The following is a 22,166-nucleotide window of genomic DNA, read 5'->3' as shown; positions in this document are numbered from 1 at the left end:
GCAATCTAGCACAGAGCCACAGCCGCTCCATGGGTTCCGAACTTCACGCGCCGGACACAAGCGCGCCCCGTGCGGCGGCCGACCACAGCCGCTTCGTGCAGCGCATCCGCCGCCGCTATGCGGCCGAGCTGCCGCTGCTGCCACCAGGTCTGCCCGACACCGCCACCATCACTGCGCTGGTGGGCCAGCTGCAGGACGGCGGCCGCGCGCTGCCGTCGGCGCTGCGGGTGGCGCGCCAGCTGGTGGTCGAGCGCCTGGCGGTGCTGGACGTGGAGCAGGCTGCGCCGCTGGGCGACATCACCCTGGCGATGACGGTGCTGGCCGAGGCCACGCTGGAGATCGCGCTGGCCGCTGCCCGTGCCGAGGCCGATGACCGCTTCGGCGCCCCGCGCGATGCCCAGGGCCGGGTGATCGACTTCTGGATCATCGGCATGGGCAAGCTCGGCGCGCGCGAGCTGAACGTGTCGTCCGACATCGACCTGATCTACGTCTACGAGGACGACGGGCAGACCGACGGCCCGCAACCGGTCAGCGCCCACGAGTACTTCACCCAGGTGGCCAAGCGGCTGTATGCGCTGATCGGCGACACCACCGACGACGGCTTCGTCTTCCGTGTCGACCTGGCGCTGCGGCCGAACGGCAACTCTGGCCCGCCGGTGGTCAGCATGGGCATGCTGGAAGAGTACTTCCAGGTGCAGGGCCGCGAGTGGGAACGCTTCGCCTGGCTCAAGAGCCGGGTGGTGGCCCCACGGGCGGCCGTGACCAGCGGCCGGGCGCTGCCACTGCGGGCGCTGGTCTCGCACTTCGTCTACCGGCGCTACCTGGACTACGGCATCTTCGAAGGCCTGCGCCAGCTGCACCGCAAGATCCGCGAGGAGGCCCAGCGCCGCGCTGCCGGCCGGCCCGAGCGCGCCAACGACGTGAAGCTGTCGCGCGGCGGCATCCGCGAGATCGAGTTCATCGTGCAGCTGCTGCTGGTGGTGCGCGGCGGGCAGTTCCCGGAGATCCGCACCCGCAGCACGCTGAAAAGCCTGCACAAGCTGGCCGGCCGCGGCCTGATGAAGCCCGAGACCGCCGTCAAGCTGGACGCGGCCTACGTCTTCCTGCGCCAGGTGGAGCACCGCATCCAGTTCCTGGACGACCAGCAGACCCACCTGCTGCCCACCAACGACGCCGACCTCGACTGGATCGCCCGCTCGCTGGGCCTGTGCGACGACGCCGATGCCCGCGTGTCGCAGGCCTGCGGCCTGCTCGACCGGCTGTGCGAGATCCGCGAGCTGGTGGCCAACGAGTTCGACGCGCTGCTGCACGACAGCCAGGGCGGCGGCGCGCGTGGTGCCTGCAAGAACTGCGGCCCCGGCCCGCAGGCCATCGACAGCGAGCTGCTGCTGGAGCGCCTGCCGCCCGGCCTGGCCGCGCGCATCAAGCCCTGGCGCGAGCACCCGCGGGTGCTGGCGCTGCGCGAGGAGAGCAAGCTGCGGCTGGGCCGGCTGGTGCAGCGCACCGGCGTCTGCGTCGACGACGGCGACTGCACCGAAGCCGCCGCGCTGCGCTTCATCGACTGGCTGGAGCCGCTGCTGCGCCGCGACAGCTACCTGGCCCTGCTGGCCGAGCGGCCCGAGGTGCTGCGCCGCCTGCTGCGCCTGCTGGGCCTGGCCCGCTGGCCGATGCAGTACCTGATGCGCCACCCGGGCGTGATCGACGAGCTGTCGGACGAGCGCCTGCTGCATGAGCGCTTCAACGCCGCCGAGTACATCGCCGGCCTCGACGACCGCCACCGGGCCTGGCAGCGCGCCGGCGAGGACAACGAGGACGCCCTGCTCGACACCCTGCGCCACGCCCACCATGCCGAGGTGTTCCGCACCCTGGTGCGGGATGTCGAAGGCCTGATCACGGTGGAGCAGGTGGCCGACGATCTCTCGGCCCTGGCCGACGCCACGCTCGATTGCACCCTGCGCTGGGCCTGGCCGCGGCTGCGCCAGCACCACCGGCCGGCGCCCACGTTCGCCGTCATCGCCTACGGCAAGCTGGGCGGCAAGGAGCTGGGCTACGGCAGTGACCTCGACGTGGTCTTCCTCTACGACGATGCCGACGAGCCCGATGCCGACCGCGCGCAGGAGGTCTACGGCCACTTCGTGCGCAAGCTGATCACCTGGCTGACGCTGCGCACCGCCGCCGGCGAGCTGTTCGACATCGACACCGCGTTGCGGCCCAACGGCAACTCGGGCCTGCTGGTCACCTCGATCAACAGTTTCGAGCGCTACCAGGTCGGCCGCGGCGGCAACACCGCCTGGACCTGGGAGCACCAGGCGCTGACCCGCGCCCGTTTCTGTGCCGGATCGCCGGTGCTGGCGGCACGCTTCGACGCGGTGCGCCGCCAGGTGCTGGCCACCCCGCGCGACGCGGCCGAGCTGCGGCGCGAGGTGCTGGAGATGCGCGAGAAGGTGCGCGCCGCCCGGCCGGTGAAGGCGGGGCGCTACGACGTCAAGCACAGCGCCGGCGGCATGATGGATGCCGAGTTCGCGGTGCAGTACCTGGTGCTGGCGCATGGCCAGCGCCACCCGGCCCTGCTGGACAACGCCGGCAACATCGCCCTGCTGCAGCGGGCCGAGGCCGCCGGCCTGCTGTCCGGCGGCGTGGGCCAGGCCGCCGCCGATGCCTACCGCGAGCTGCGCCGCGCCCAGCATGCGGCGCGGCTGGACGAGCGGCCCACCCAGGTGGAGCCGGACCAGCTGGCCCGCGAGCGCGACGCCATCCTGGTGCTGTGGCAGGCCGTCTTCGGCTGAGCCGGCGGCTGGCCGCACTGCCGGCCTGGATGCACTGGGCCGGCCTGTGTGCCGCCGCGGCGCTGGGCGCGCTGGCGGCCGAGGCCGTCGACCCGGCCCGCATCAACTGGCAACCGGCGCTGGCCGCCGCCGAGCCCTGGCGCGCCATCACCGCGGCCTGGGTGCACCTGAGCGCGTGGCACCTGGCCGGCAACCTGGTGGCCACCGCCGTCGTGGCGGTGCTGGGCCGCGCTGCTGGCTGCGGCCGCCGCGCCGCCCTGGCCTGGGCGCTGGCCTGGCCGCTGACCCAGCTGGGCCTGCTGGCGCAGCCGGCGCTCAGCGCCTACGGCGGGCTGTCCGGCGTGCTGCATGCGGCGGTGGCGGTGGTGGCCTGGCAGCTGCTGCGCGGTGAGCGTGGCCTGCGCCGGGCGGTGGGGGCGGCCATCGCCGCCGGCCTGCTCATCAAGCTGGGGCTGGAGGCGCCTTGGCTGGGGCCGCTGCAGCAGGTGGCCGGCTGGGATTTCCCGGTCGCACCGGCGGCCCATGCCAGCGGCGCGCTGGCCGGCTGGCTGTGCGCCCTGGCCTGCGGCGTGGGCAGTGCTGCAGACCGGGCCACCCCCGCCGCGCCCTAGCATCGCCCCGATGAACGATCGACGCACCCGGCTGGACACCCTGGCCATCGTCACCCTGGTGGGCTGCTGCGCCCTGTGGGGTCTGAACCATGCCGTCACCAAGCTGACGCTGGCCGAGATCCCACCGCTGCTGCAGGCCGGTGCGCGCTCGGTGGGCGCGGCGCTGCTGGTGGCGGCCTGGGCTGGCTGGCAGGGCATCTCGCTGAGCCTGCGCAACGGCACGCTGCCGGGCGGGCTGCTGGCCGGCGCCACCTTCGCCGCCGAGTTCGCCTGCATCTACTGGGGCCTGCAGTACACCGAGGCCTCGCGGATGATCGTCTTCATCTACCTGGCGCCCTTCGTGGTGGCGCTGGGCATGCCGCTGGTGGCGCACAGCGAACGGCCCAGCGCCGCCCAGCTGCTGGGCCTGGCGGTGGCCTTCAGCGGCGTGGCCTGGGCCTTTGCCGAGAGCCTGACCGGCACGCCGGTACCCGGCAAGGAACAGCGCTGGATCGGCGACGCCCTGGGCGTGCTGGCCGCCGTGCTCTGGGGCGCCAACACCCTGTGCCTGCGCGGCAGCCGGCTGGCCACGGCCACGCCGGTGCAGGCGCTGTTCTACCAGCTGGCGGTGTCGGGGCCGCTGCTGCTGGTCGGCTCGTGGCTGGTCGGCGAGGCCTGGCCGGCGCCGGGGCAGCTGAGCACCCAGGCCTGGGCGCTGATGGGCTTCCAGACCGCCGTGGTCAGCTTCGTCAGCTACCTGCTGTGGTTCTGGCTGCTGCGGCGCTACCCGGCCACCCAGGTCACCGCGTTCACGCTGCTGACGCCGCTGGCCGGCCTGCTGGCCGGCGTGGGCCTGCTGGGTGAGCCGTTGACGCTGCGCCTGGGCGTGGCCTGCGCCACCGTGGTGCTGGGCATCGCGCTGGTGAACCGGGCGCCGACGCGGGTGTCACCTGCGGGAAGCACTGCAGGCACAGGCCGCACCTAGACTGCGGCCCGCACCCCCTACAGGAGATGGTTCATGCTCACGCTCTGCGGTTTCGCGGTTTCCAACTACTACAACAAGGTCAAGCTGGCCCTGCTGGAAAAAGGCATCCCGTTCAACGAGGAACTGGTGATGACCGGCAGCAAGGACGACGCCGTGCTGGCCGCCACGCCACTGGGCAAGGTGCCCTTCCTGCGCACCGACGGTGGCACGCTGTGCGAGAGCCAGGTGATGGTGGACTACCTGGAAGCGGCCTACCCGGCGCATCCGCTGGTGCCGGCCGACCCGCTGGCCGCCGCCAAGGTGCGCGAGCTGTGCACCTTCATCGACCTGCACCTGGAGCTGGTGGCCCGCGAGCTGTATGCCCAGGCCTTCTTCGGCGGCACGGTCCCGCAGGAGACGCAGGACCGCGTGCGCAAGCAGCTGACGAAGAACATCGCCGGCTTCCAGCGCCTGGCCAAGTTCGGCCCCTATGTGGCCGGTGACAGCTTCGGCCTGGCCGACTGCGCCGCCTACGTCAGCCTGCCGCTGGTGGCCCTGGCCACCAAGAAGGTGCTGGGCGAAGACCTGCTGGCCGCCGCCGGCATCGACTGGAAGGCCTACGCCGGCCTGATCGCCCAGCGCCCCAGCGCGCAGAAGGTGGATGCCGACAAGAAGGCCGATGCCGCGCGCATGGCCGCCGCCGCCAAGGCCGGCTGATCGACCGCTGACCGCCAGAAGCACAAAACCGGCCCGCGGGCCGGTTTTTTCATGCCTGCACAGCGGAAGGCCGCGGTTCAGGCCGGCTGGATGCCGCGCTGGTTGTGGGCGGCCGAGGCGGCCAGCCGGGTGGTCACTTCCTTGCGGAAGCGGTTGAGCTCCTGCACGCTGGCGAAGCTGCGCTCCATCAGCAGGCTCATGTTGTGCAGGATGCGCTCGACCACCTTGTTCTCCCACACGGTGTCGAACTGGATCTGCTTGTCCAGCCAGTGCTCCAGCCAGGCCGGATCGGGCAGGCGGCTCTGGATGGTGTCACGCGGGAACAGCTTCTCGTTGACATGCAGGTTGGTGGGGTGCAGCGCCTGCGCGGTGCGACGGGCGCTGGCCATCAGCACGCCCACCTTGGCAAAGGCGCTGCGGGCCTCGTCGCCGAACTTGGTCAGCGCACGCTTCATGTAGCGCAGGTAGGCGCCGCCGTGGCGGGCCTCGTCCTTGGCCAGCGTCTCGTAGATCTGCTTGATCACCGGCTCGGTGTGCCATTCGGCGGCGCGGCGGTACCAATGGTTCAGCCGGATCTCGCCGCAGAAGTGCAGCATCAACGTCTCCAGCGCGGGCGCAGGGTCGAACTCGAAGCGCACCGCGTGCAGTTCCGCCTCGGTGGGCACCAGGTCGGGCCGGAAGCGGCGCAGGTATTCCATCAGCACCAGGCTGTGCTTCTGCTCCTCGAAGAACCAGACGCTCATGAAGGCGGAGAAATCGCTGTCGTCACGGTTGTCGCGCAGGAACATCTCGGTGGCCGGCAGCGCCGCCCACTCGGTGATGGCGTTCATCTTGATGGTCTGCGCCTGGTCCTCGGTCAGCAGGCTCGCGTCGAACTGGGCCCACGCGATGTCGGTGTCCATGTTCCAGCGCACGGCTTCCAGCTGCTTGAAGAGTTCAGGGTAGAGCATGAGGGTCTTTCCGAAGCAAGGGCATGATTCTAGGGCGCCACCCCCAACGCGCACCACGCCAGGCGCCAGCAACCACAGGGCGCGGGGGGCCGCCGGCCCCCCTGCGCATCCGGTCGGCCCCGGCCACCGTATCCCCATCCACGCACCCTGCGAGTCCACCCATGCGCCATGCCTTGATCGTCCCGTTGCTGCTTGCCGCGCTGCTGCCGACGGGAGCCCATGCCCAGGCAGCCCATCCGGCCATCCCGGCCGCCGCCTGCCCGGCGATGCTGCAGCAGACGCAACCGCGGCTGCAGGACGAGAAGCCGGTCCATCTGTGCAGCTACGCCGGCAAGGTGCTGCTGGTGGTCAACACCGCCAGCTTCTGCGGCTTCACCGGGCAGTACAAGAGCCTGGAGGCACTGCATGCCACCTACGGCCCGCGCGGCCTGGTGGTGCTGGGCTTTCCCAGCAACGACTTCGGCCAGCAGGAGCCCGGCAGCGCCAAGGAGATCGCCGACTTCTGCGAGAACACCTTCGGCGTCAAGTTTCCGATGTTCGCCAAGTCCAGCGTGGCGCCAGGACCGGGCCGCACCGTGAACCCGCTGTTCGTGGCGCTGGCCCAGCGCAGCGGCGCCACGCCGAAGTGGAACTTCCACAAGTACCTGGTCAGCCGCCAGGGCGATGTGGTCATCAGCCACGCCTCGGCGGTCGATCCGAAAGACCCGGCTTTCGTGAAGGACTTGGAGAAACTACTGAAGACAAAGTGAGACTGAGCAGTCACACTTGAACTCATCAGTTCAAATCAATACCCAACAGACCATGACCGACCTGAATCGTTGCTGGCGTGCAAAGGTGCCGCGCGCTGCGGAACCTTCGCAACGACTTGGGCTCAATGTGTCTGTGTGCAGGCCGATAAGCCTGTCATCAGTTTTCGCGCCGTGCAGCCTGTCGGATGACCGACAAGCAATCCTGAGGCAGTTCTCCTCCTCCTCCCTCCCTCCCTCGTTGGCCTCAGGGCGCTGCACGGCTCTTTCTTCTTCCAGCCCCCGGGGTGCTGCATGACCGGCACCCGCCCCACGCGGCGCGTCGCCGTCGTCGGCGCCGGCATCTCCGGCCTGGCCGCCGCCTGGCACCTGGCCGACCACGCCCAGGTCACGCTGTTCGAAGCTGACCCGCGCTTTGGCGGCCATGCCCACACGGTGGATGTGACGATCGACGACACCACCCACGGTGTCGACACCGGCTTCCTGGTCTTCAACCACGCCACCTATCCGCATCTGCGCAAGCTGTTTGCCGACCTGGGCGTGGACACCGCACCGTCGGAGATGTCGTTCTCGGTGCAGGTGCCCGGCCCGGACGGCCGCAACGCGCTGGAGTGGAGCGGCTGCAACCTGGACACCGTGTTCGCCCAGCGCCGCAACCTGGTGAACCCACGCTTCCTGGGCATGCTGCGGGATCTGCTGCGCTTCAACCGCGTGACCACGCAGATCGCCGAAGCCCAGCAGGAGGCCGCGCTGCAGCAGCCGATCGGCGAGTTCCTCACCGAGCGCGGCTTCTCCAACGCCTTCCGCGACTGGTACCTGCTGCCGATGCTGGGCTGCATCTGGAGCTGCCCCACCGACCAGATGCTGCGCTTCCCGGTGGCCACAATGATCCGTTTCTGCCACAACCACGGCCTGATCCGGGTGACCGACCGGCCGCAGTGGTACACGGTGCGTGGCGGCTCGAAGCACTATGTGCAGCGCATGCTGCAGCGCATTCCCGATGCCCGCGCTGGCGTTCCGGTGCGCGCGGTGCGCCGCCTGCCGCCCGACAGCGGCCATGCCGGCGTGTGGATCGACACCGACCACGGCAGCGAGCGCTTCGACGAGGTGGTGCTGGCCGGCCACAGCGACCAGAGCCTGGCCCTGCTGGGCAACCATGCCAGCGCCGACGAGCGCGCCGTGCTGGGCGCCATCGGCTACCACCGCAACCGCGCGGTGCTGCACACCGACGCCAGCGTGCTGCCCGAGCGGCCCAAGGCCTGGGCGGCCTGGAACTACCTGCGCGCGCCGCAGCATGCGCAGGAGCAATCGGCCGTGTGCCTGCACTACCTGATCAACCGCCTGCAGCCGCTGCCCTGGCAGCAGCCGGTGGTGGTGTCGCTGAATCCGGTGCGCGACCCGGCGCCTGCCACCGTGCTGGGCGAATACGACTACGCCCACCCGGTGTTCGACCTGGCCGCCATCGCCGCGCAGGTCCGCGTGCCGCTGCTGCAGGGCCAGTCGCATGTGTGGTTTGCCGGCGCCTGGACGCGCTACGGCTTCCATGAGGACGGCCTGATGTCCGGCATGGCCGTGGCCGAGGGCCTGCGCGCCCGCTGGGCCGCCGAGATCACTGGCACGCCGGTGCGCGCCGCCGCCTGACGCCGTCAGTGACAGCCATGGACGCCCGCACCGCCACCGCGCCACAGGCCCAGCTGGGCATTGGCCGGGTGCGCCACCAGCGGCTGCGCCCGGTGGGCCATGGCTTCGACTACCCGACCTGGTTCCTGCTGCTGCCGATGCGCCAGCTGCGCCAGCAGCCCAACCCCAGCCTGCGGCGCAACCGCGGCGGCTGGGTCAGCTTCCACGATGCCGACCATGGCGATGGCCGCGCCGACTGCCTGGCCTGGCTGGACGAGCGCCTGCAGGCCGAAGGCATCGCCGACGCCACCGGCGAGGTGTGGCTGCACACCTACCCGCGCATGTTGGGCGTGGCCTTCAAGCCGGTCAGCTTCTGGTACTGCCACCGGGCCGACGGCAGCTTGGCGGCCATCGTCGCCGAGGTCAACAACACCTTCGGCGGCCGCCATTGCTATCTGCTGACCGACCCGCAGCTGGCCTGGGGCCAGGAGCTGCCGGCCGTCAAGCAGTTCCATGTGTCGCCGTTCTGCCAGATCGAGGGCGGCTACCGCTTCCGCTTCATGCGCACCACCACCGGCAACGACGGCGCCGGCCGCACCGTGGCCCGCATCGTGCATGACGACGCCCAAGGCCCGCTGTTGCTGACCAGCGTCAGCGGCGAGCTGGCCGCGCTGACGCCGCAGCGCCTGCACCACGCGCTGTGGCGCATGCCGCTGCTCACGCTGGGCGTGATCGCCCGCATCCACTGGCAGGCCCTGCGTCTGCTGCTCAAGCGGGTGCCGTTCTTCGGCAAGGCACCAGGCGCCGCCGTGGCGCCCGCCCTGCCCACCCGCTGACCCCTCCCGTTCACCGCACCGGACCCAGGATCTCCACGATGCGCTCTGCCTCCACCACCGTCGACACCGGCTCGTTGGCCCTGCCCCACACTGCACCCGCTGCGGCCCGCGCGGTGTTCGCGCTGCTGCGGCGCCTGCAGGTGGGCACGCTGGATGTCCAGCTGCCCGATGGCAGCCAGCTGCACTTCGGCAGCGGCAAGGCCGACGAGCCGCATGCCGCACTGCGTCTGCACAACTGGAACATCTGCAGCGCCGCGCTGCGCTCGGGCGACATCGGCTTCGCCGAGAGCTTCATCGCCGGCGACTGGGCGGCCAACGACCTGGTGGCGCTGCTGCAGCTGTTCATCGCCAACCGCGATGCCATGGAGTCGGTGGTCTACGGCACCTGGTGGGGCAACCTGATCCACCGCATGCGCCACCTGTTCAACCGCAACAGCCGCGCCGGCAGCAAACGCAACATCCACGCCCACTACGACCTGGGCAACAGCTTCTACAAGCTGTGGCTGGATGACACGATGACGTATTCCAGTGCCTGGTTCAACGGCAACACCGCGCAGGACACCGCCGCCGCGCAGCAGGCCAAGATGCGCCGCGCGCTGAGCGAGTGCCATGTGACGCCGGCCAGCCGGGTGCTGGAGATCGGCTGCGGCTGGGGTGGCCTGGCCGAATGCGCGGCGCGCGACTTCGGCGCCCGCATCACCGGCGTCACGCTGTCGGCCGAGCAGCTCGTCTTCGGCCAGCAGCGGCTGGCCCAGGCCGGCCTGGCCGACCGTGCCACCCTGCGCTTCCAGGATTACCGCGACATCGGCGACGGCCCATTCGACGCCATCGTGTCGATCGAGATGTTCGAGGCCGTGGGCCGCGAATACTGGGCCAGCTACTTCAAGACGGTGCACGACCAGCTCAAGCCCGGTGGCCGCGCCTGCATCCAGTCGATCACCATCGACGATGCACTGTTCGACCGCTACGTCAGCGGCACCGATTTCATCCAGCAGTACATCTTCCCGGGCGGCCTGCTGCCCAGCCCCAGTGCCTTCCGCGCCGAGGCGGCGAAGGCCGGCCTGCAGGTGGAGCGCGAGCTGCGCTTCGGCACCGACTATGCCGAGACGCTGCGCCGCTGGCGGCAGGACTTCCTGCACCAGGACACGCAGGTGCGCGGCCTGGGCTTCGACACCCGCTTCATGCGCACCTGGGAGTTCTACCTGGCCTACTGCGAAGCGGCGTTCGCCAGCGGCAACACCGACGTGATGCAGTTCACCCTGCGCCGACCGGGGGCCTGATGCGCCATCCTGCCGCTCCTGTCCGGCCCCGCTGCGGCACCACCCGCCGCGCCTGTCTGGCCGCGCTGACGGGCGGCGTGCTGCTGTCGGCCGGCGTGGCGGTGCGGGCACGGTCCGACATGGCTGCACCGCCCGAGCTGGCCGGCGAGCTGCCCGGCGCCCACCTGCGCGGCAGCGGCGCGATGCGCTTCCTCGGCATGCGCATCTACGACGCCCGGCTGTGGGCGCCCGCGGCCGTCAACGGTGACGGGGCCAGCCAGCCGCTGGCGCTGGAGCTGGTCTATGCCCGCAACATCAAGGCCGACCTGATCGTCAGCAGCTCGCTGCGCGAGATGCAGCGGCTGGCCACCTTCAGTGCAGAACAATCGGCGCGCTGGACGCAGGCGATGACGCCGCTGTTCCCCAACGTCAAGCCGGGCGACCGCATCACCGGCATCCAGCGGCCGGGCCAGTCGGCACGGTTCTACTTCAACGGCGCGCTGCGCGGCGAGGTGGCCGATGCCGAGTTCACCCGCCTGTTCTTCGGCATCTGGCTGTCGCCGCGCACCTCCGACCCGCAGCTGCGACAGCAGCTGGTGAGCGGCGGCGCCTGACCGGCCGACCCCGCCCAGCACCATGACCAACCGCACGCTCAGCCAACCTGTTGGCGCCGCGTCCTCCGGCTTCAGCCTGGCCGATGGCCTGCGCTACGGCGCGCTGGGCGCGCCGCTGGCCTTTGCCGCGCTGCCGCTGTACGTGCTGCTGCCCAACCACTACGCCGCCCAGCTGGGCGTGCCGCTGGCCGGGCTGGGCGCCGTTCTGCTAGGCACCCGCGCGCTGGATGCGCTGATCGACCCTTGGCTGGGCCGGATGGTCGATGCCGGCCTGGCGCGCCCGCGCCGCCAGGTGCTGGCGGCTGCGGCCGGCGCGGCGCTGTTGATGGCGCTGGGCTTCGCGGCGCTGTTCTTCCCGCAGGTGCAGGGTTCGGACGCGCTGCTGGCCTGGTGCGCCGTGGCCTTGGTGGTCACCTGCCTGGGCTACAGCGCCCTGGGCGTGCTGCACCAGGCCTGGGGCGCCCGGCTGGGCGGCGGGGCCACTGCACAGGCCCGCATCACCGGCTGGCGCGAGGGCCTGTCGCTGGCCGGCGTGCTGGCCGCCAGCGTGCTGCCCGCGCTGGCCGGCGTGCCGGTGATGGTGGTCACCTGCATCACGCTGCTGGCGCTGGCGATCTGGGCGCTGTCCGGCGCGCCGTTCCGCGCCGCGCCGCTGCGGCTGCTGCAGACCGGCACAGCGAGCGAGCCGGGCGCCTGGCTGCTGCCCTGGCGCACGCCGGCCTTCCGCCGGTTGATGGCGGTGTTCCTGCTCAACGGCGTGGCCAGCGCGATCCCGGCCACGCTGGTGATCTTCTTCATCCGCGACCGGCTGCAGGCGCCGGCCTGGGAGCCGGCCTTTCTCGGCAGCTACTTCGCCGCGGCAGCGCTGTCGATGCCGCTGTGGGTGCGGGCGGTGGCAAGGTTCGGCCTGCTGCGCTGCTGGCTGGCCGGCATGGGCCTGGCCATTGCCGCCTTCATGTGGGCGGCGCGGCTGGGCAGCGACGACACCGCCGCCTTCCTGGCGATCTGCATCGCCTCCGGCGTGGCGCTGGGCGCCGACCTGGCCGTGCCCGGCGCGCTGCTGACCGGCGTGATCCAGCGCGCCGGCCATGCGCTGCGCCACGAGGGCAACTACTTCGGCTGGTGGACCTGCGCCAACAAACTCAACCTGGCGCTGGCCGCCGGCCTGGCCCTGCCGGCGCTGCAGTGGCTGGGCTATGCCCCCGGCGCCACCGACCCCACGGCGCTGAACGCGCTGGCCGTGGTCTATGCCGCCGTGCCCTGCCTGCTGAAGGCCGGCGCCGCCGGCCTGCTCTGGACCTTTCGCACCCACCTGGACCGCCCATGACACCGCGCTTCACCCCCACCCTGCGCCGGCTGGCCGCCGGCGCCACCCTGGCCATCGCCGGCCTGGCCACGCTGGGCCTGTCCGGCTGCGCCAGCCCGACGCCGGCCGACTACGCCAGCCAGAGCCCGAAGCTCGACCTCAAGCAGTACTTCAACGGCAAGCTGCTGGCCCACGGCATCGTCACCGACCGCGGCGGCAAGGTGCTGCAGCGCTTCACCGTGCAGCTCACCGGCACCTGGGTGGGCGACACCGGCACGCTGGACGAACGCTTCACCTATGCCGATGGCCGCAAGGAGACGCGCGTCTGGACGCTCCAACGCGGCGCCGACGGCCGCTACATCGGCACCGCCGCCGACGTGCTGGGCGAGGCCCAGGGCCAGGCCGCGGGCAATGCGCTGAACTGGCGCTACACCCTGCTGTTGCCGGTGGACGGCCGCACCTGGGAAGTGCAGTTCGACGACTGGATGTTCCTGGTCGACGACCAGGTGATGCTCAACCGTGCGGTGATGTCGAAGTTCGGCATCCGCCTGGGCGAGGTGCTGCTGTCCTTCCAACGCCTGCCCGGCTGACCGCCCGGCGAGAAAGCCCACGATGGCCCTGAATCCCCGCATCACCGACTGGCGCAGCCAGCATGTCTGGCTGGTGGGCGCCTCCACCGGCATCGGCCGCGCCACCGCGGCCCGGCTGCATGCGCTGGGCGCCAAGGTCACGGTGTCGGCGCGCGGCCTGCCGGCGCTGGACAGCTTCGTTGCCGACCACCCCGGCGCCCGCGCTCTGCCGCTGGATGCCACCGATGCTGGCGCCGTGCGCGCCGCCGCCACCCAGCTGCTGGCCGAGGACGGCCGCATCGACCTGGCGCTGTACTGCGCCGGCCACTACCACGCGATGCAGGCCACCAGCTTCGACCTGGCCGACGCGGTGCGCCACCAGCAGATCAACTACGTGGGCGCGCTGAACATGCTGGATGCGGTGCTGCCCACGCTGCTGCGGCAAGCCGCCGCCGGCACGCCGGCGCACCTGAGCCTGGTGGCCAGCGTGGCCGGCTACCGCGGCCTGCCCAATGCGCTGGCCTACGGCCCCACCAAGGCCGCGCTGATCAACCTGTCCGAGGTGCTGTACCTGGACCTGCATGCCCGCGGCGTGGGCGTGTCGCTGATCAACCCCGGCTTCGTCGAGACGCCGCTGACCGCGCAGAACAGCTTCAAGATGCCGGCGCTGATGAGCCCGGAGGATGCCGCGCTGGCCATCGTCGCGGGCTGGGAGGCCGGCGAGTTCGAGATCCACTTCCCCAAGCGCTTCACCCGCATGCTCAAGGCCCTGCGGCCGATGCCCGACGGCATGTACTTCGGCGCCATCCGCCGCGCCGTGCGTGTCTGAGCCGGCCGCCATGCGCCATGCCGACCCGCGGGTGCAGCGGGTGGTGGCGCTGTACGAGACCCTGACGCCAGCCGACCTGCCGGCGCTGCGCGGCGTCTATGCCGACGACGCCCGCTTCAAGGACCCGTTCAACGAGGTGCAGGGCGTGGCCGCGATCGCCCGCATCTTCAGCCACATGTTCCGCACGCTGGACCACCCGCGCTTCCAGGTGCTGGAGATCGTGGCCGACGGCGACGCGCTGTTCCTCACCTGGGATTTCACCTTCCGCACCCGCGGCGCCGGCGCGGCGGCCGTGGCGATCCACGGTGGCAGCCACATCCGCTTCAATGCCGCCGGCCAGGTGCAATCGCACCGCGACTACTGGGATGCGGCCGAGGAGCTGTACGAGAAGCTGCCCGTGCTGGGCGTCCTGATGCGCTGGCTGAAGAAGCGCGCCGGCGGATGAAGCTTCAGTTCTGACCTTCGGTCAGCGTGTCGAGCTGGAAATTGCCGCTCTTGTGCACCAGCCAGATGTCGGTGTAAACCGCCTTGCCCAGCTTGGCCGGCGCCGGGAACGGCCCCGCCTTGCGGATCATCGCCACCACCCAGGGGCCGACCTCGGGCGCGGCCGGCGGCCGGCGCACCCGCACATCCACGATCTGGCCCTGCGCGTCGATTTCGGTGTCGACGATCATCACGCCGTACAGCAGCGGCGGCATGCGGCCCTTGAACACCCGCATCGGATAGCTGGCATACAGATGCTTGGCGGCCTCCAGCTTGTAGACCTGGTCGGTGTCGGCCTCGCTGGGGGCACCCGCTGCCGCCAGCGGTGAAGGCACCATCGCGAACTGGGCCTGGGCGACCCCGGCCACACCGCCGGCGGCCAGCAGCAACAGGGTGCGCAGCGTGCGCAGGAGCGGGGGGGCGATTGGCAGCATGGTCAGACAGGAGTGCAGCGCCCGGCAATACGGACAACCGGCCGCACGCTAGCACAGCCACCTGCCGCCGAAACCGCGGCAGCCGCATCGGCTGTGGCGCGCATGCAACCCTTCACGGACGGCCAGGCCGTCAGCGCAGCCAGCCCTTGCGCCGGAAGTAGATGAACGGCGCCGCCACCGAGGCCACCATCAGCCCCAGCGCAAACGGGTAGCCCCAGGGGTGCTGCAGCTCGGGCATGTGCTGGAAGTTCATGCCGTAGATGCTGGCGATCAGCGTGGGCGGCAGCAGCGCCACGCTGGCCACCGAGAAGATCTTGATGATCTTGTTCTGGTTGATGTTGATGAAGCCGACGGTGGCATCCATCAGGAAGTTGATCTTGTCGAACAGGAAGGCGGTGTGGCTGTCCAGCGAATCGATGTCGCGCATGATCTGGCGCGCCTCCTCGAACTGCTCGGCATTCAGCAGCCGGCTGCGCATCATGAAGCTCACCGCCCGGCGGGTGTCCATCACGTTGCGGCGGATGCGGCCGTTCAGGTCTTCCTCCTTGGCGATGGCGCTCAGCGCGTCGCCGGCGGCGCGGTCGTCCACGTCCTGCTTCAGCACCCGGGCGCTCACCTTCTCCAGACTGTCGTAGATGCCCTCCAGCGCGTCGGCCGAGTACTCGGCATCGGCGTCGTACAGCTTCAGCAGCACATCCTTGGCGTCGCCGATCAGCGCCGGGATGCGGCGCGCCCGCAGCCGCAGCAGGCGGAACACCGGCAGGTCCTCGCCGTGCACCGAAAACAGCACGCCGTCCTTCAGGATGAAGGCCACCCGCACGTTGCGCGGCGTCACGTCGTCGTCGATCAGGAAGTCGGAGCGGATGTGCAGCTCGCCGTTGTCCTCCTCGTAGAAGCGGGCCGATTCCTCGAGGTCGTCGTCGACGATGTCGTCGGGGATGTGCAGGCCGAAGCGGGCGCTGATCCAGCCCTTTTCCATCGGCGACGGCGCTTCCAGGTCCACCCACACCGGCGCCGCCTGGGCCAGGGTGTCGGGGCTGTCGATTTCATGCTGCACCAGCCTGCCTTGGGCCAGTGTGAAGACGTTGAGCATGGCGCTCTCCAGGACGCGGCGGCCTGCATGCCGAAGGGCACGGGCGGCCGTGGAAGGCTGGGGGATGACGTGTGTCTGCGACCGCCTCACCCCAGGTCTGGCCTGGCGTGGACGGTCACCGAGGGTGACTGGGGTCCAACGTGGTGCTCCGAGTGGATCAGCCGATGATTATGGCATCGGCACCCTGGCAGCCTGCCGGTGCGGCAGGCTCAGGCCGCAGGCATCAGCCGCTCGATGGTCTCGATCAGCTGCAGCGGGCTGAAGGGCTTGATCAGGTACTCGTCGGCCCCTGCTTCCTGGCCGGCATCGCGGTCCTGGGTCTGCCCGCGGGCGGTGAGCAGCACCACCCGGGTGCCCTGCAGCGCCGGCAGCGCGCGCACGCGGGCGCACACCTGCAGGCCATCGAGCTCGCCGGGCATCATCACGTCGAGCAGGATCAGGTCCGGCTGCACCGAGACGGCCAGTTGCAGGCCGTCCGTGCCGTTGGCAGCCTCGTGGATCTCGTAGGGCTCGAACTCCAGCGTCATCCGGATCAGCTTCCGGATGTCAGCCTGGTCTTCGACGATCAGCACGCGTTTCATGGCAAGGGCTCCCCGGGGCCGGCAGCCTTCGGCCGGCAACCCCACGCCACATTGTCAGGCGGATTGCACCTGGCCGAAGACCGGAAATGGCCGGCCGGTGCAACGGCCACCACGGGCCGGCGGCTGGCCCAGCCCTGGCGGGCGATCAGGCCACCGAGGCCAGCGCGGCGACGCGGTCGCGCACCAGCGCTTCGAGCTCGTCGAACGGCACCGGCTTGTGGAACACCCGCACCTGCGCCGGCAGGCCGCCGCGCTGGGCGATGTCGGCCTCGGACAAGGCGGTGACGACGACGATCTCCATGTCGTCGTAGGCCGGACCGACGCCGCGCAGCGACTGGATCATCTTGAAGCCGTCCATGCCCGGCATGTTCAGGTCGGTGACCAGCAGGTCGGGGCATTGCTGACCCATGCGCAACAGGGCCTCGAAGCCGTCGGAGGCCGGGGTCACGTCGATGGGCAGGTCCCAGCCGGCGATCACCATCATGAACAGGCGCAGCAGCTCCGGCTCGTCCTCGACCACCATCACCCGCAGACGGGCTTCCCCGCCTGGCGCCAACGGGGCAGGCTGGGTGTCGCCCGACAGCGCTGCACGGCGCTCGCCGATCAGCCGCTCGACGGCGATGCGGGAGATGCGGCGGTGGCCGCCGGCCGTCTTCCATGCTGGCAACACACCGCTTTCCACCCACAACTGCACGGTTCGCAAGGCAACACCCAACTGCTCGGCGGCTTCGCGGGTGGACAGGACGTCGTCGTTGGTGGGGTTCTTGCGCATCACGCTGCCGGCCAGACCGGGCTTGGAGGCCGCCCCGCCTGCCGGGCAAGGCATGCAGGAACGTGGGGATCGACTGCGGCCCGGCCAGGAGCGCCCACTTGCACGCACCCGGCACGAGCCGCCACTTTTTTTCACTTTACCCTGTTTAACCCATCGGGTGAGGGGGCACCCCTAGGAAAACACGGATGTCACATCTGACAGGACACCAGGGACACGGCGAAATTGTCAAGCTTGCAGATTGTGCTGAACCTCTCAAAAGCACCGCCCATGGCGCCCAGTCACCCCTTGTCATCGCCCTGACATCGGGCGCACACTGGGCTCGGACGGTGGGCGCTCCGTGCTGCGTCGGCGAAGTGCCTGCACACCGTCCTGCTCCGAGAAACCCTTTTTGAAAGGACGCTCTGATGAACCTGACGATCAGCGGACACCATCTGGATGTCACTCCGGCGCTTCGTGAGTACGTGCTCACCAAGCTGGATCGGGTCACAAGGCACTTCGACCAGGTGGTCGACATCAGTGTTCTGCTGACAGTGGAAAAGCTGAAGGAGAAGGAACGACGGCAGAAGGCCGAAGTGACGTTGCATGCCAAGGGCAAGGACATCTTCGTGGAGCAGTCGCATGAGGATCTGTACGCCGCCATCGACCAGTTGATGGACAAGCTCGACCGCCAGGTCGTCAAGCACAAGGACAAACTGCAGGACCACCACCACCCGGCCGCCAAGCGCCTGGATGCTGGCGTGGTCTAGGCCGTCCACCTCTGCAACCGACGGCCCCTGCGGGGGCCGTTTTGTTCACATCTGCATGATTTGAAGCGGATTGGCAACATCCCGCAGTCGAGGGTGGTGTCTACATTGCGGTGCAGCAATGCGTTTCTATAATCATTTTTCAGTCACAGGACCCGTGATGGCGCCAGCCAAGAACCGGCGCGATGCGGGGGGAACGCCATGAACCGTCTCGCCGCCATCCTGCCCGTCGCCAATGTGATGGTGGATGTGGATGCCACCAGCAAGAAGCGCGCCTTCGAGCACGCCGGTCTGCTGTTCGAGAACCAGCACGCCATTGCGCGGGCCACCGTCACCGACAACCTGTTCGCACGCGAACGCCTGGGCTCCACCGGTCTGGGCCATGCCGTGGCGATCCCGCACGGCCGCATCAAGGGCCTGAAGAACCCGCTGGCGGCGGTCATCCGCGTGCAGCAGCCGATCCCGTTCGACGCGCCCGACGACGAGCCGGTGGGCCTGCTGATCTTCCTGCTGGTGCCCGAGGCGGCGACGCAGCGGCACCTGGAGATCCTGTCGGAGATCGCCGAGCTGTTGTCCGACCGCGACCTGCGCGAGCGCATGAAGACCGCCGAGACCGCCGTGGCGCTGCACAAGCTGATCGCCGACTGGGCGCCGCTGAAGTCGGTGGCCTGAGCCGCCACGCTGCCGTGCTGCCCGGGGCCACCGCTTGAAGCCGACCTCGATCAGCGCCGAGGCGCTGTTCGAAGCCCACCGCGAGTTGCTGCGCTGGGCCTGGATCGCTGGCCACGCACACCCCGAGCGCCGCTTCGACGACGCGGCGGTGCGCGATGCGCAGTCAGCCGCCGACCTGGTCGGCTACCTGAACTATGTGCACCCCTACCGGGTCCAGATCGTCGGCTGGCGCGAGGTCAAGTACCTCTCCGAGAACAGCCCCGAGGACCAGGAGCGCCGCATCTCGCGCATCGTCACGCTGGAGCCGCCGGTGCTGATCGCCGCCGACGGCGTGACGCCGCCCGACCGCCTGGTGGCGATGTGCGACCGTGCCGAGATCCCGCTGTTCGTCACCAGCGAATCCGCCGGCCAGGTGATCGACATCGTGCGCGCCTACCTGGCGCAGCTGTTCGCCGACCGCATCACCCGCCATGGCGTGTTCATGGACATCCTGGGGCTGGGCGTGCTGCTGACGGGCGAGAGCGGCCTGGGCAAGAGCGAGCTGGGGCTGGAGCTGATCAGCCGTGGCCACGGCCTGGTGGCCGACGATGCGGTCGACCTCTACAAGATCAGCCAGAGCGCGCTAGAGGGCCGCTGCCCCGACCTGCTGCTGAACCTGCTGGAAGTGCGCGGCATTGGCCTGCTCGACATCAAGGCGATCTTTGGCGAGACGGCGGTGCGCCGCAAGATGCGCCTGAAGCTCATCGTGCACCTGGTGCGCAAGGAGACGATGGAGCGCGAGTTCGAACGCCTGCCCTACGAGCCGCTGTACGAGGACATTCTCGGCATCGGCATCCGCAAGGTGGTGATCACGGTGGATGCCGGCCGCAACCTGGCGGTGCTGGTGGAGGCAGCGGTGCGCAACACCATCCTGCAGCTGCGCGGCATCGACACCTACCAGGAATTCATCGAGCGCCACCAGCGCGCGATGCAGCAGCCCGACGAGTGAGCCGCCGGCGCGCTCACTTGCCCTTGTGCGGGCAGGCGGGCTTGGTGCACACCGCGTACAGCGACAGCGCGTGGTCCTGCAGGTCGAAGCCGTGGGCCTGGGCGACGGCCCGCTGGCGCTGCTCGATCTCGGGGTCGTAGAACTCCTCCACCCGGCCGCAGGTCAGGCAGACCAGGTGGTCGTGGTGCTGGCCCTCGTTGAGCTCGAACACCGACTTGCCGGATTCGAAGTGGCTGCGCGACAGCAGGCCAGCCTGCTCGAACTGCATCAGCACCCGGTACACCGTGGCCAGGCCGATGTCGGCGCCTTCCATCAGCAAGGCCTTGAACACATCCTCGGCCGTCATGTGCCGCTGCGACGTGCGCTGGAAGACCTCGAGGATCTTGATGCGCGGCAGCGTGGCCTTCAGGCCGCTGCTCTTGAGCTCGTCGGCGTGGGACTGGGAGGGGTCGGCGCGGGTCGGCATGGTGGGTGGATAGAATCGTTCGATGATATCCAGCCCGGCCGGCGGCGCCCAGCGCGCCGTGGCAACACCCCGGCTGCACCCCAGCTGCACCCCGTCTACGGCAGGCACCTTGAGCACATCCGCCCCTCTTCGCCGCATCCTCCGCCTGGCCGGCCTGGCCGGCCTGCCCCTGGCCCTGGGCGCCTGCGCCTACCTGCCCGCCCTGCCCTCGCTGCAGTCGGGCGAGAGCTTCCTGGGTGTGGTCACGCCCTACCGCATGGACATCGTGCAGGGCAATGTGGTGACCCAGGAGCTGGCGGCGCGGGTGCAACCGGGCATGACCCGGGCCCAGGTGCGCGACATCCTCGGCTCGCCGATGCTGACCGACCCGTTCCACGCCGACCGCTGGGACTACATCTTCACCATCCGGCGCCAAGGCACGCCACCGCAACGCCGCGACGTGGTCGCCTTCTTCAAGGAGGACAAGCTGGAGCGGCTGGAAGCCAAGGACCTGCCGACCGAGCGTGACTTCGTCGCCGCCATCAGCCGACCGCTGAAAGGCCAGCGCACCCAGCCGATCGCGTTGACCGACGAGCAGATCAAGGCCCTGCCCAAGCCACCGGCAGCCGCGCCCGAGCCCACCGTTCCGATGGGTGCCGTGCGCAGCTACCCGCCGCTGGAACCATGACGCTGCGCATCGCGATTGCCGGTGCGTCCGGCCGCATGGGCCGCATGCTGGTCGAGGCGGTGCTGGCTGCGCCCGACCTGCAACTGGCTGGCGCGCTCGACGTCGCCGACAGCCCGGCCCTGGGCCAGGATGCCGGCGCCTTTGCCGGACGCCACACCGGCGTGGCCATCACCAGCGACCTGGACGCCGGCCTGGCCAACGCCCAGGTGCTGATCGACTTCACCCGGCCCGCCGGCACGCTGGCGCATCTGGCGGCCTGCCGCCGGCTGGGCGTCAAGGCAGTGATCGGCACCACTGGCTTCTCGCCCGAGCAGAAGGCCGCCATCACCGCCCATGCCGCGCACACGGCGGTGGTGTTCGCGCCCAACATGAGCGTGGGCGTCAACGTGGTGCTGAAGTTGCTGGACCAGGCTGCCCGGGCGCTGAGCCAGGGCTACGACATCGAGGTGATCGAAGCCCACCACCGCCACAAGGTGGATGCACCCAGCGGCACCGCACTGCAGATGGGCGAAGTGCTGGCCGCCGCGCTGGGGCGCGACCTGAAGGACTGCGCGGTCTATGCGCGCGAAGGCGTCACCGGCGAGCGGGATCCGTCGACCATCGGCTTCTCGGCCATCCGCGGCGGCGACATCATCGGCGACCACACCGTGCTGTTCGCCGGCACCGGCGAGCGCATCGAGATCAGCCACAAGAGCAGCAGCCGCGCCGGCTATGCCCAGGGCAGCCTGCGGGCCGCACGCTTCCTGGCGGGGCACGCCACCGGCCTGTTCGACATGAACGACGTGCTCGGCCTGGCCTGAGCCTGGGCATGCAAGGCCTGCTGCAGTTCTGGCACGAGAACGACGCCATCGGCCGCACGGTGGTGGTGCTGCTGCTGGCCATGTCGGTCAGCGCCTGGGTGCTGATTTTCTGGAAGGGCTGGGTGTTGCAGCGCGCGCGCCGCGACATCGACCGTGCGGTGGCCGCCTTCTGGTCGGCCGACACCCTGGCCGCCGGCCGCACCCGCCTGGCCGCGCTGGACCGTGAACAGGTGCTGCTGCCGATGCTGGACGCCGGCCTGCTGGCCGAGCCGGCCGGCACCCTGGCCACCCAGGCCGCACTCGGCTCGCAACTGACGCGCCGCCTGCGTGATGCGCTGCAGCGCAGCCTGGCCCACCTGCGCTTCGGCCAGGTGCTGCTGGCGTCGATCGGCAGCACCGCGCCGTTCATCGGCCTGTTCGGCACGGTGTGGGGCATCTACCACGCACTGATCAGCATCTCGGCGGCCGGCTCGCTGACCATCGACAAGGTCTCGGGCCCGGTGGGCGAGGCGCTGGTGATGACCGCAGCCGGCCTGGCAGTGGCCATCCCTGCGGTGCTGGCCTACAACCTGTTCGGCCAGTGGGTCGCGTCCTGCGAGGCCGCGCTGGAAGGCTTTGCGCATGACCTGCGCGAGATGGCCCTCGATGCGGCGGGCGCCGGCGCCCGCCAGGCCGGCTGAC

The 22,166-nt window shown here is 70.2% G+C and carries 25 protein-coding genes; 19 read left to right on the top strand and 6 right to left on the bottom strand.

The genetic code is table 11. The features are described from left to right. Positions 1–29 precede the first annotated feature (29 nt). The 4 genes from glnE to FFT10_RS24525 are packed head-to-tail and all read left to right on the top strand — an operon-like array spanning position 30 to position 5,057. A complete protein-coding gene (gene glnE / locus FFT10_RS24540; protein ID WP_137735517.1) occupies positions 30–2,786 on the top strand; it encodes a bifunctional [glutamate--ammonia ligase]-adenylyl-L-tyrosine phosphorylase/[glutamate--ammonia-ligase] adenylyltransferase in 2,757 nt (918 codons plus the stop codon). After that, positions 2,765–3,397, top strand: coding sequence for a rhombosortase (rrtA, locus tag FFT10_RS24535; protein ID WP_137735516.1), 633 nt, complete (start codon positions 2,765–2,767; stop codon positions 3,395–3,397). The genes glnE and rrtA overlap by 22 nt, the downstream gene beginning before the upstream one ends. Before the next feature lie 10 nt (positions 3,398–3,407). Then, positions 3,408–4,361, top strand: coding sequence for a DMT family transporter (locus FFT10_RS24530; protein WP_137735515.1), 954 nt, complete (start codon positions 3,408–3,410; stop codon positions 4,359–4,361). A gap of 33 nt (positions 4,362–4,394) precedes the next feature. Further along, complete coding sequence (locus FFT10_RS24525) at positions 4,395–5,057, top strand: glutathione S-transferase family protein (protein WP_137735514.1); 663 nt, start codon at positions 4,395–4,397, stop codon at positions 5,055–5,057. Between the two features lie 77 nt (positions 5,058–5,134). Here the strand turns inward: FFT10_RS24525 and FFT10_RS24520 are convergent, their stop codons facing one another. Further along, on the bottom strand, positions 5,135–6,007 hold the full coding sequence (locus FFT10_RS24520; protein ID WP_137735513.1) for a ferritin family protein: 873 nt from the start codon (positions 6,005–6,007) through the stop codon (positions 5,135–5,137). 161 nt (positions 6,008–6,168) lie between these two features. Between FFT10_RS24520 and FFT10_RS24515 the strand changes: the two genes are divergently transcribed. The 9 genes from FFT10_RS24515 to FFT10_RS24475 all read left to right on the top strand — a co-directional run bounded on the left by FFT10_RS24515 (position 6,169) and on the right by FFT10_RS24475 (position 14,231). After that, positions 6,169–6,756, top strand: coding sequence for a glutathione peroxidase (locus tag FFT10_RS24515; protein WP_137735512.1), 588 nt, complete (start codon positions 6,169–6,171; stop codon positions 6,754–6,756). 291 nt (positions 6,757–7,047) lie between these two features. After that, on the top strand, positions 7,048–8,394 hold the full coding sequence (locus tag FFT10_RS24510; RefSeq protein ID WP_137735511.1) for an NAD(P)/FAD-dependent oxidoreductase: 1,347 nt from the start codon (positions 7,048–7,050) through the stop codon (positions 8,392–8,394). A 17-nt stretch (positions 8,395–8,411) separates the two neighbouring features. After that, positions 8,412–9,209 (top strand): DUF1365 domain-containing protein, encoded by a 798-nt coding sequence (locus FFT10_RS24505; protein ID WP_137735510.1) that lies wholly within the window; start codon positions 8,412–8,414, stop codon positions 9,207–9,209. Positions 9,210–9,247: 38 nt separating this feature from the next. Then, positions 9,248–10,489 carry an SAM-dependent methyltransferase gene (locus FFT10_RS24500; protein WP_137735509.1) on the top strand — a complete coding sequence of 414 codons (1,242 nt, stop codon included), beginning with the start codon at positions 9,248–9,250 and terminating at the stop codon, positions 10,487–10,489. Next, entirely contained in the window at positions 10,489–11,082 is a 594-nt protein-coding gene (locus FFT10_RS24495) for a chalcone isomerase family protein (protein ID WP_228027295.1), read from the top strand. Before FFT10_RS24500 ends, FFT10_RS24495 begins: the two co-directional genes overlap by 1 nt. 22 nt (positions 11,083–11,104) lie before the next feature. Then, the gene (locus FFT10_RS24490) at positions 11,105–12,409 is read left to right on the top strand and encodes an MFS transporter (RefSeq protein ID WP_137735508.1); all 1,305 of its coding nucleotides are present in this window, start codon (positions 11,105–11,107) and stop codon (positions 12,407–12,409) included. Further along, positions 12,406–12,978, top strand: a complete 573-nt coding sequence (locus tag FFT10_RS24485; protein ID WP_137735507.1) for a DUF3833 domain-containing protein — start codon at positions 12,406–12,408, stop codon at positions 12,976–12,978. The genes FFT10_RS24490 and FFT10_RS24485 overlap by 4 nt, the downstream gene beginning before the upstream one ends. Before the next feature lie 22 nt (positions 12,979–13,000). After that, the gene (locus tag FFT10_RS24480; protein ID WP_137735506.1) at positions 13,001–13,786 is read left to right on the top strand and encodes an SDR family NAD(P)-dependent oxidoreductase; all 786 of its coding nucleotides are present in this window, start codon (positions 13,001–13,003) and stop codon (positions 13,784–13,786) included. A 10-nt stretch (positions 13,787–13,796) separates the two neighbouring features. After that, entirely contained in the window at positions 13,797–14,231 is a 435-nt protein-coding gene (locus tag FFT10_RS24475; protein WP_137735539.1) for a nuclear transport factor 2 family protein, read from the top strand. 4 nt (positions 14,232–14,235) lie between these two features. Here FFT10_RS24475 and FFT10_RS24470 read toward each other — a convergent pair whose 3' ends face one another. The 4 genes from FFT10_RS24470 to FFT10_RS24455 form a co-directional block, all read right to left on the bottom strand. Further along, the gene (locus FFT10_RS24470) at positions 14,236–14,703 is read right to left on the bottom strand and encodes an energy transducer TonB family protein (RefSeq protein ID WP_228027294.1); all 468 of its coding nucleotides are present in this window, start codon (positions 14,701–14,703) and stop codon (positions 14,236–14,238) included. A gap of 130 nt (positions 14,704–14,833) precedes the next feature. Next, on the bottom strand, positions 14,834–15,796 hold the full coding sequence (gene corA, locus FFT10_RS24465) for a magnesium/cobalt transporter CorA (RefSeq protein WP_137735505.1): 963 nt from the start codon (positions 15,794–15,796) through the stop codon (positions 14,834–14,836). A gap of 209 nt (positions 15,797–16,005) precedes the next feature. After that, positions 16,006–16,377, bottom strand: coding sequence for a response regulator transcription factor (locus tag FFT10_RS24460; protein ID WP_137735504.1), 372 nt, complete (start codon positions 16,375–16,377; stop codon positions 16,006–16,008). Between the two features lie 145 nt (positions 16,378–16,522). Beyond that, positions 16,523–17,149 (bottom strand): response regulator, encoded by a 627-nt coding sequence (locus FFT10_RS24455; protein WP_137735537.1) that lies wholly within the window; start codon positions 17,147–17,149, stop codon positions 16,523–16,525. Positions 17,150–17,553: 404 nt separating this feature from the next. Between FFT10_RS24455 and hpf the strand changes: the two genes are divergently transcribed. The 3 genes from hpf (at position 17,554) to hprK (ending at position 19,552) form a co-directional block, all read left to right on the top strand. Continuing rightward, positions 17,554–17,895, top strand: a complete 342-nt coding sequence (gene hpf, locus FFT10_RS24450) for a ribosome hibernation-promoting factor, HPF/YfiA family (protein ID WP_137735503.1) — start codon at positions 17,554–17,556, stop codon at positions 17,893–17,895. Positions 17,896–18,093: 198 nt separating this feature from the next. Next, positions 18,094–18,564, top strand: a complete 471-nt coding sequence (locus FFT10_RS24445) for a PTS sugar transporter subunit IIA (protein WP_137735502.1) — start codon at positions 18,094–18,096, stop codon at positions 18,562–18,564. A gap of 34 nt (positions 18,565–18,598) precedes the next feature. After that, the gene (gene hprK, locus FFT10_RS24440) at positions 18,599–19,552 is read left to right on the top strand and encodes an HPr(Ser) kinase/phosphatase (protein WP_137735501.1); all 954 of its coding nucleotides are present in this window, start codon (positions 18,599–18,601) and stop codon (positions 19,550–19,552) included. 13 nt (positions 19,553–19,565) lie between these two features. Here hprK and fur read toward each other — a convergent pair whose 3' ends face one another. Next, positions 19,566–20,018 (bottom strand): ferric iron uptake transcriptional regulator, encoded by a 453-nt coding sequence (gene fur / locus FFT10_RS24435; RefSeq protein WP_137735500.1) that lies wholly within the window; start codon positions 20,016–20,018, stop codon positions 19,566–19,568. A gap of 109 nt (positions 20,019–20,127) precedes the next feature. On the opposite strand from fur, the gene FFT10_RS24430 reads away from it, so the two are divergent. The 3 genes from FFT10_RS24430 to FFT10_RS24420 are packed head-to-tail and all read left to right on the top strand — an operon-like array spanning position 20,128 to position 22,165. Beyond that, positions 20,128–20,685 carry an outer membrane protein assembly factor BamE gene (locus FFT10_RS24430; protein WP_228027293.1) on the top strand — a complete coding sequence of 186 codons (558 nt, stop codon included), beginning with the start codon at positions 20,128–20,130 and terminating at the stop codon, positions 20,683–20,685. Beyond that, positions 20,682–21,485 carry a 4-hydroxy-tetrahydrodipicolinate reductase gene (dapB, locus tag FFT10_RS24425; RefSeq protein ID WP_137735498.1) on the top strand — a complete coding sequence of 268 codons (804 nt, stop codon included), beginning with the start codon at positions 20,682–20,684 and terminating at the stop codon, positions 21,483–21,485. Before FFT10_RS24430 ends, dapB begins: the two co-directional genes overlap by 4 nt. Positions 21,486–21,493: 8 nt before the next feature. Then, positions 21,494–22,165: a MotA/TolQ/ExbB proton channel family protein gene (locus FFT10_RS24420; RefSeq protein WP_137735497.1), complete on the top strand. Its 672-nt coding sequence runs from the start codon at positions 21,494–21,496 to the stop codon at positions 22,163–22,165. Position 22,166 lies beyond the last annotated feature (1 nt).

The sequence above is a fragment of the Pseudaquabacterium pictum genome (assembly GCF_005403045.1).
Taxonomy (GTDB): Bacteria; Pseudomonadota; Gammaproteobacteria; order Burkholderiales; family Burkholderiaceae_C; genus Pseudaquabacterium; species Pseudaquabacterium pictum.
This window is presented reverse-complemented; position numbering and strand designations above follow the sequence as displayed.

Coding starts and splice junctions, on each gene's coding strand:
- glnE (WP_137735517.1), top strand. CDS start 30: ATGGGTTCCGAACTTCACGCGCCGGACACAAGCGCGCCCCGTGCGGCG.
- FFT10_RS24530 (WP_137735515.1), top strand. CDS start 3,408: ATGAACGATCGACGCACCCGGCTGGACACCCTGGCCATCGTCACCCTG.
- FFT10_RS24525 (WP_137735514.1), top strand. CDS start 4,395: ATGCTCACGCTCTGCGGTTTCGCGGTTTCCAACTACTACAACAAGGTC.
- FFT10_RS24520 (WP_137735513.1), bottom strand. CDS start 6,007: ATGCTCTACCCTGAACTCTTCAAGCAGCTGGAAGCCGTGCGCTGGAAC.
- FFT10_RS24515 (WP_137735512.1), top strand. CDS start 6,169: ATGCGCCATGCCTTGATCGTCCCGTTGCTGCTTGCCGCGCTGCTGCCG.
- FFT10_RS24510 (WP_137735511.1), top strand. CDS start 7,048: ATGACCGGCACCCGCCCCACGCGGCGCGTCGCCGTCGTCGGCGCCGGC.
- FFT10_RS24505 (WP_137735510.1), top strand. CDS start 8,412: ATGGACGCCCGCACCGCCACCGCGCCACAGGCCCAGCTGGGCATTGGC.
- FFT10_RS24500 (WP_137735509.1), top strand. CDS start 9,248: ATGCGCTCTGCCTCCACCACCGTCGACACCGGCTCGTTGGCCCTGCCC.
- FFT10_RS24495 (WP_228027295.1), top strand. CDS start 10,489: ATGCGCCATCCTGCCGCTCCTGTCCGGCCCCGCTGCGGCACCACCCGC.
- FFT10_RS24490 (WP_137735508.1), top strand. CDS start 11,105: ATGACCAACCGCACGCTCAGCCAACCTGTTGGCGCCGCGTCCTCCGGC.
- FFT10_RS24485 (WP_137735507.1), top strand. CDS start 12,406: ATGACACCGCGCTTCACCCCCACCCTGCGCCGGCTGGCCGCCGGCGCC.
- FFT10_RS24480 (WP_137735506.1), top strand. CDS start 13,001: ATGGCCCTGAATCCCCGCATCACCGACTGGCGCAGCCAGCATGTCTGG.
- FFT10_RS24475 (WP_137735539.1), top strand. CDS start 13,797: ATGCGCCATGCCGACCCGCGGGTGCAGCGGGTGGTGGCGCTGTACGAG.
- FFT10_RS24470 (WP_228027294.1), bottom strand. CDS start 14,703: ATGCTGCCAATCGCCCCCCCGCTCCTGCGCACGCTGCGCACCCTGTTG.
- corA (WP_137735505.1), bottom strand. CDS start 15,796: ATGCTCAACGTCTTCACACTGGCCCAAGGCAGGCTGGTGCAGCATGAA.
- FFT10_RS24460 (WP_137735504.1), bottom strand. CDS start 16,377: ATGAAACGCGTGCTGATCGTCGAAGACCAGGCTGACATCCGGAAGCTG.
- FFT10_RS24455 (WP_137735537.1), bottom strand. CDS start 17,149: ATGCGCAAGAACCCCACCAACGACGACGTCCTGTCCACCCGCGAAGCC.
- hpf (WP_137735503.1), top strand. CDS start 17,554: ATGAACCTGACGATCAGCGGACACCATCTGGATGTCACTCCGGCGCTT.
- FFT10_RS24445 (WP_137735502.1), top strand. CDS start 18,094: ATGAACCGTCTCGCCGCCATCCTGCCCGTCGCCAATGTGATGGTGGAT.
- fur (WP_137735500.1), bottom strand. CDS start 20,018: ATGCCGACCCGCGCCGACCCCTCCCAGTCCCACGCCGACGAGCTCAAG.
- dapB (WP_137735498.1), top strand. CDS start 20,682: ATGACGCTGCGCATCGCGATTGCCGGTGCGTCCGGCCGCATGGGCCGC.
- FFT10_RS24420 (WP_137735497.1), top strand. CDS start 21,494: ATGCAAGGCCTGCTGCAGTTCTGGCACGAGAACGACGCCATCGGCCGC.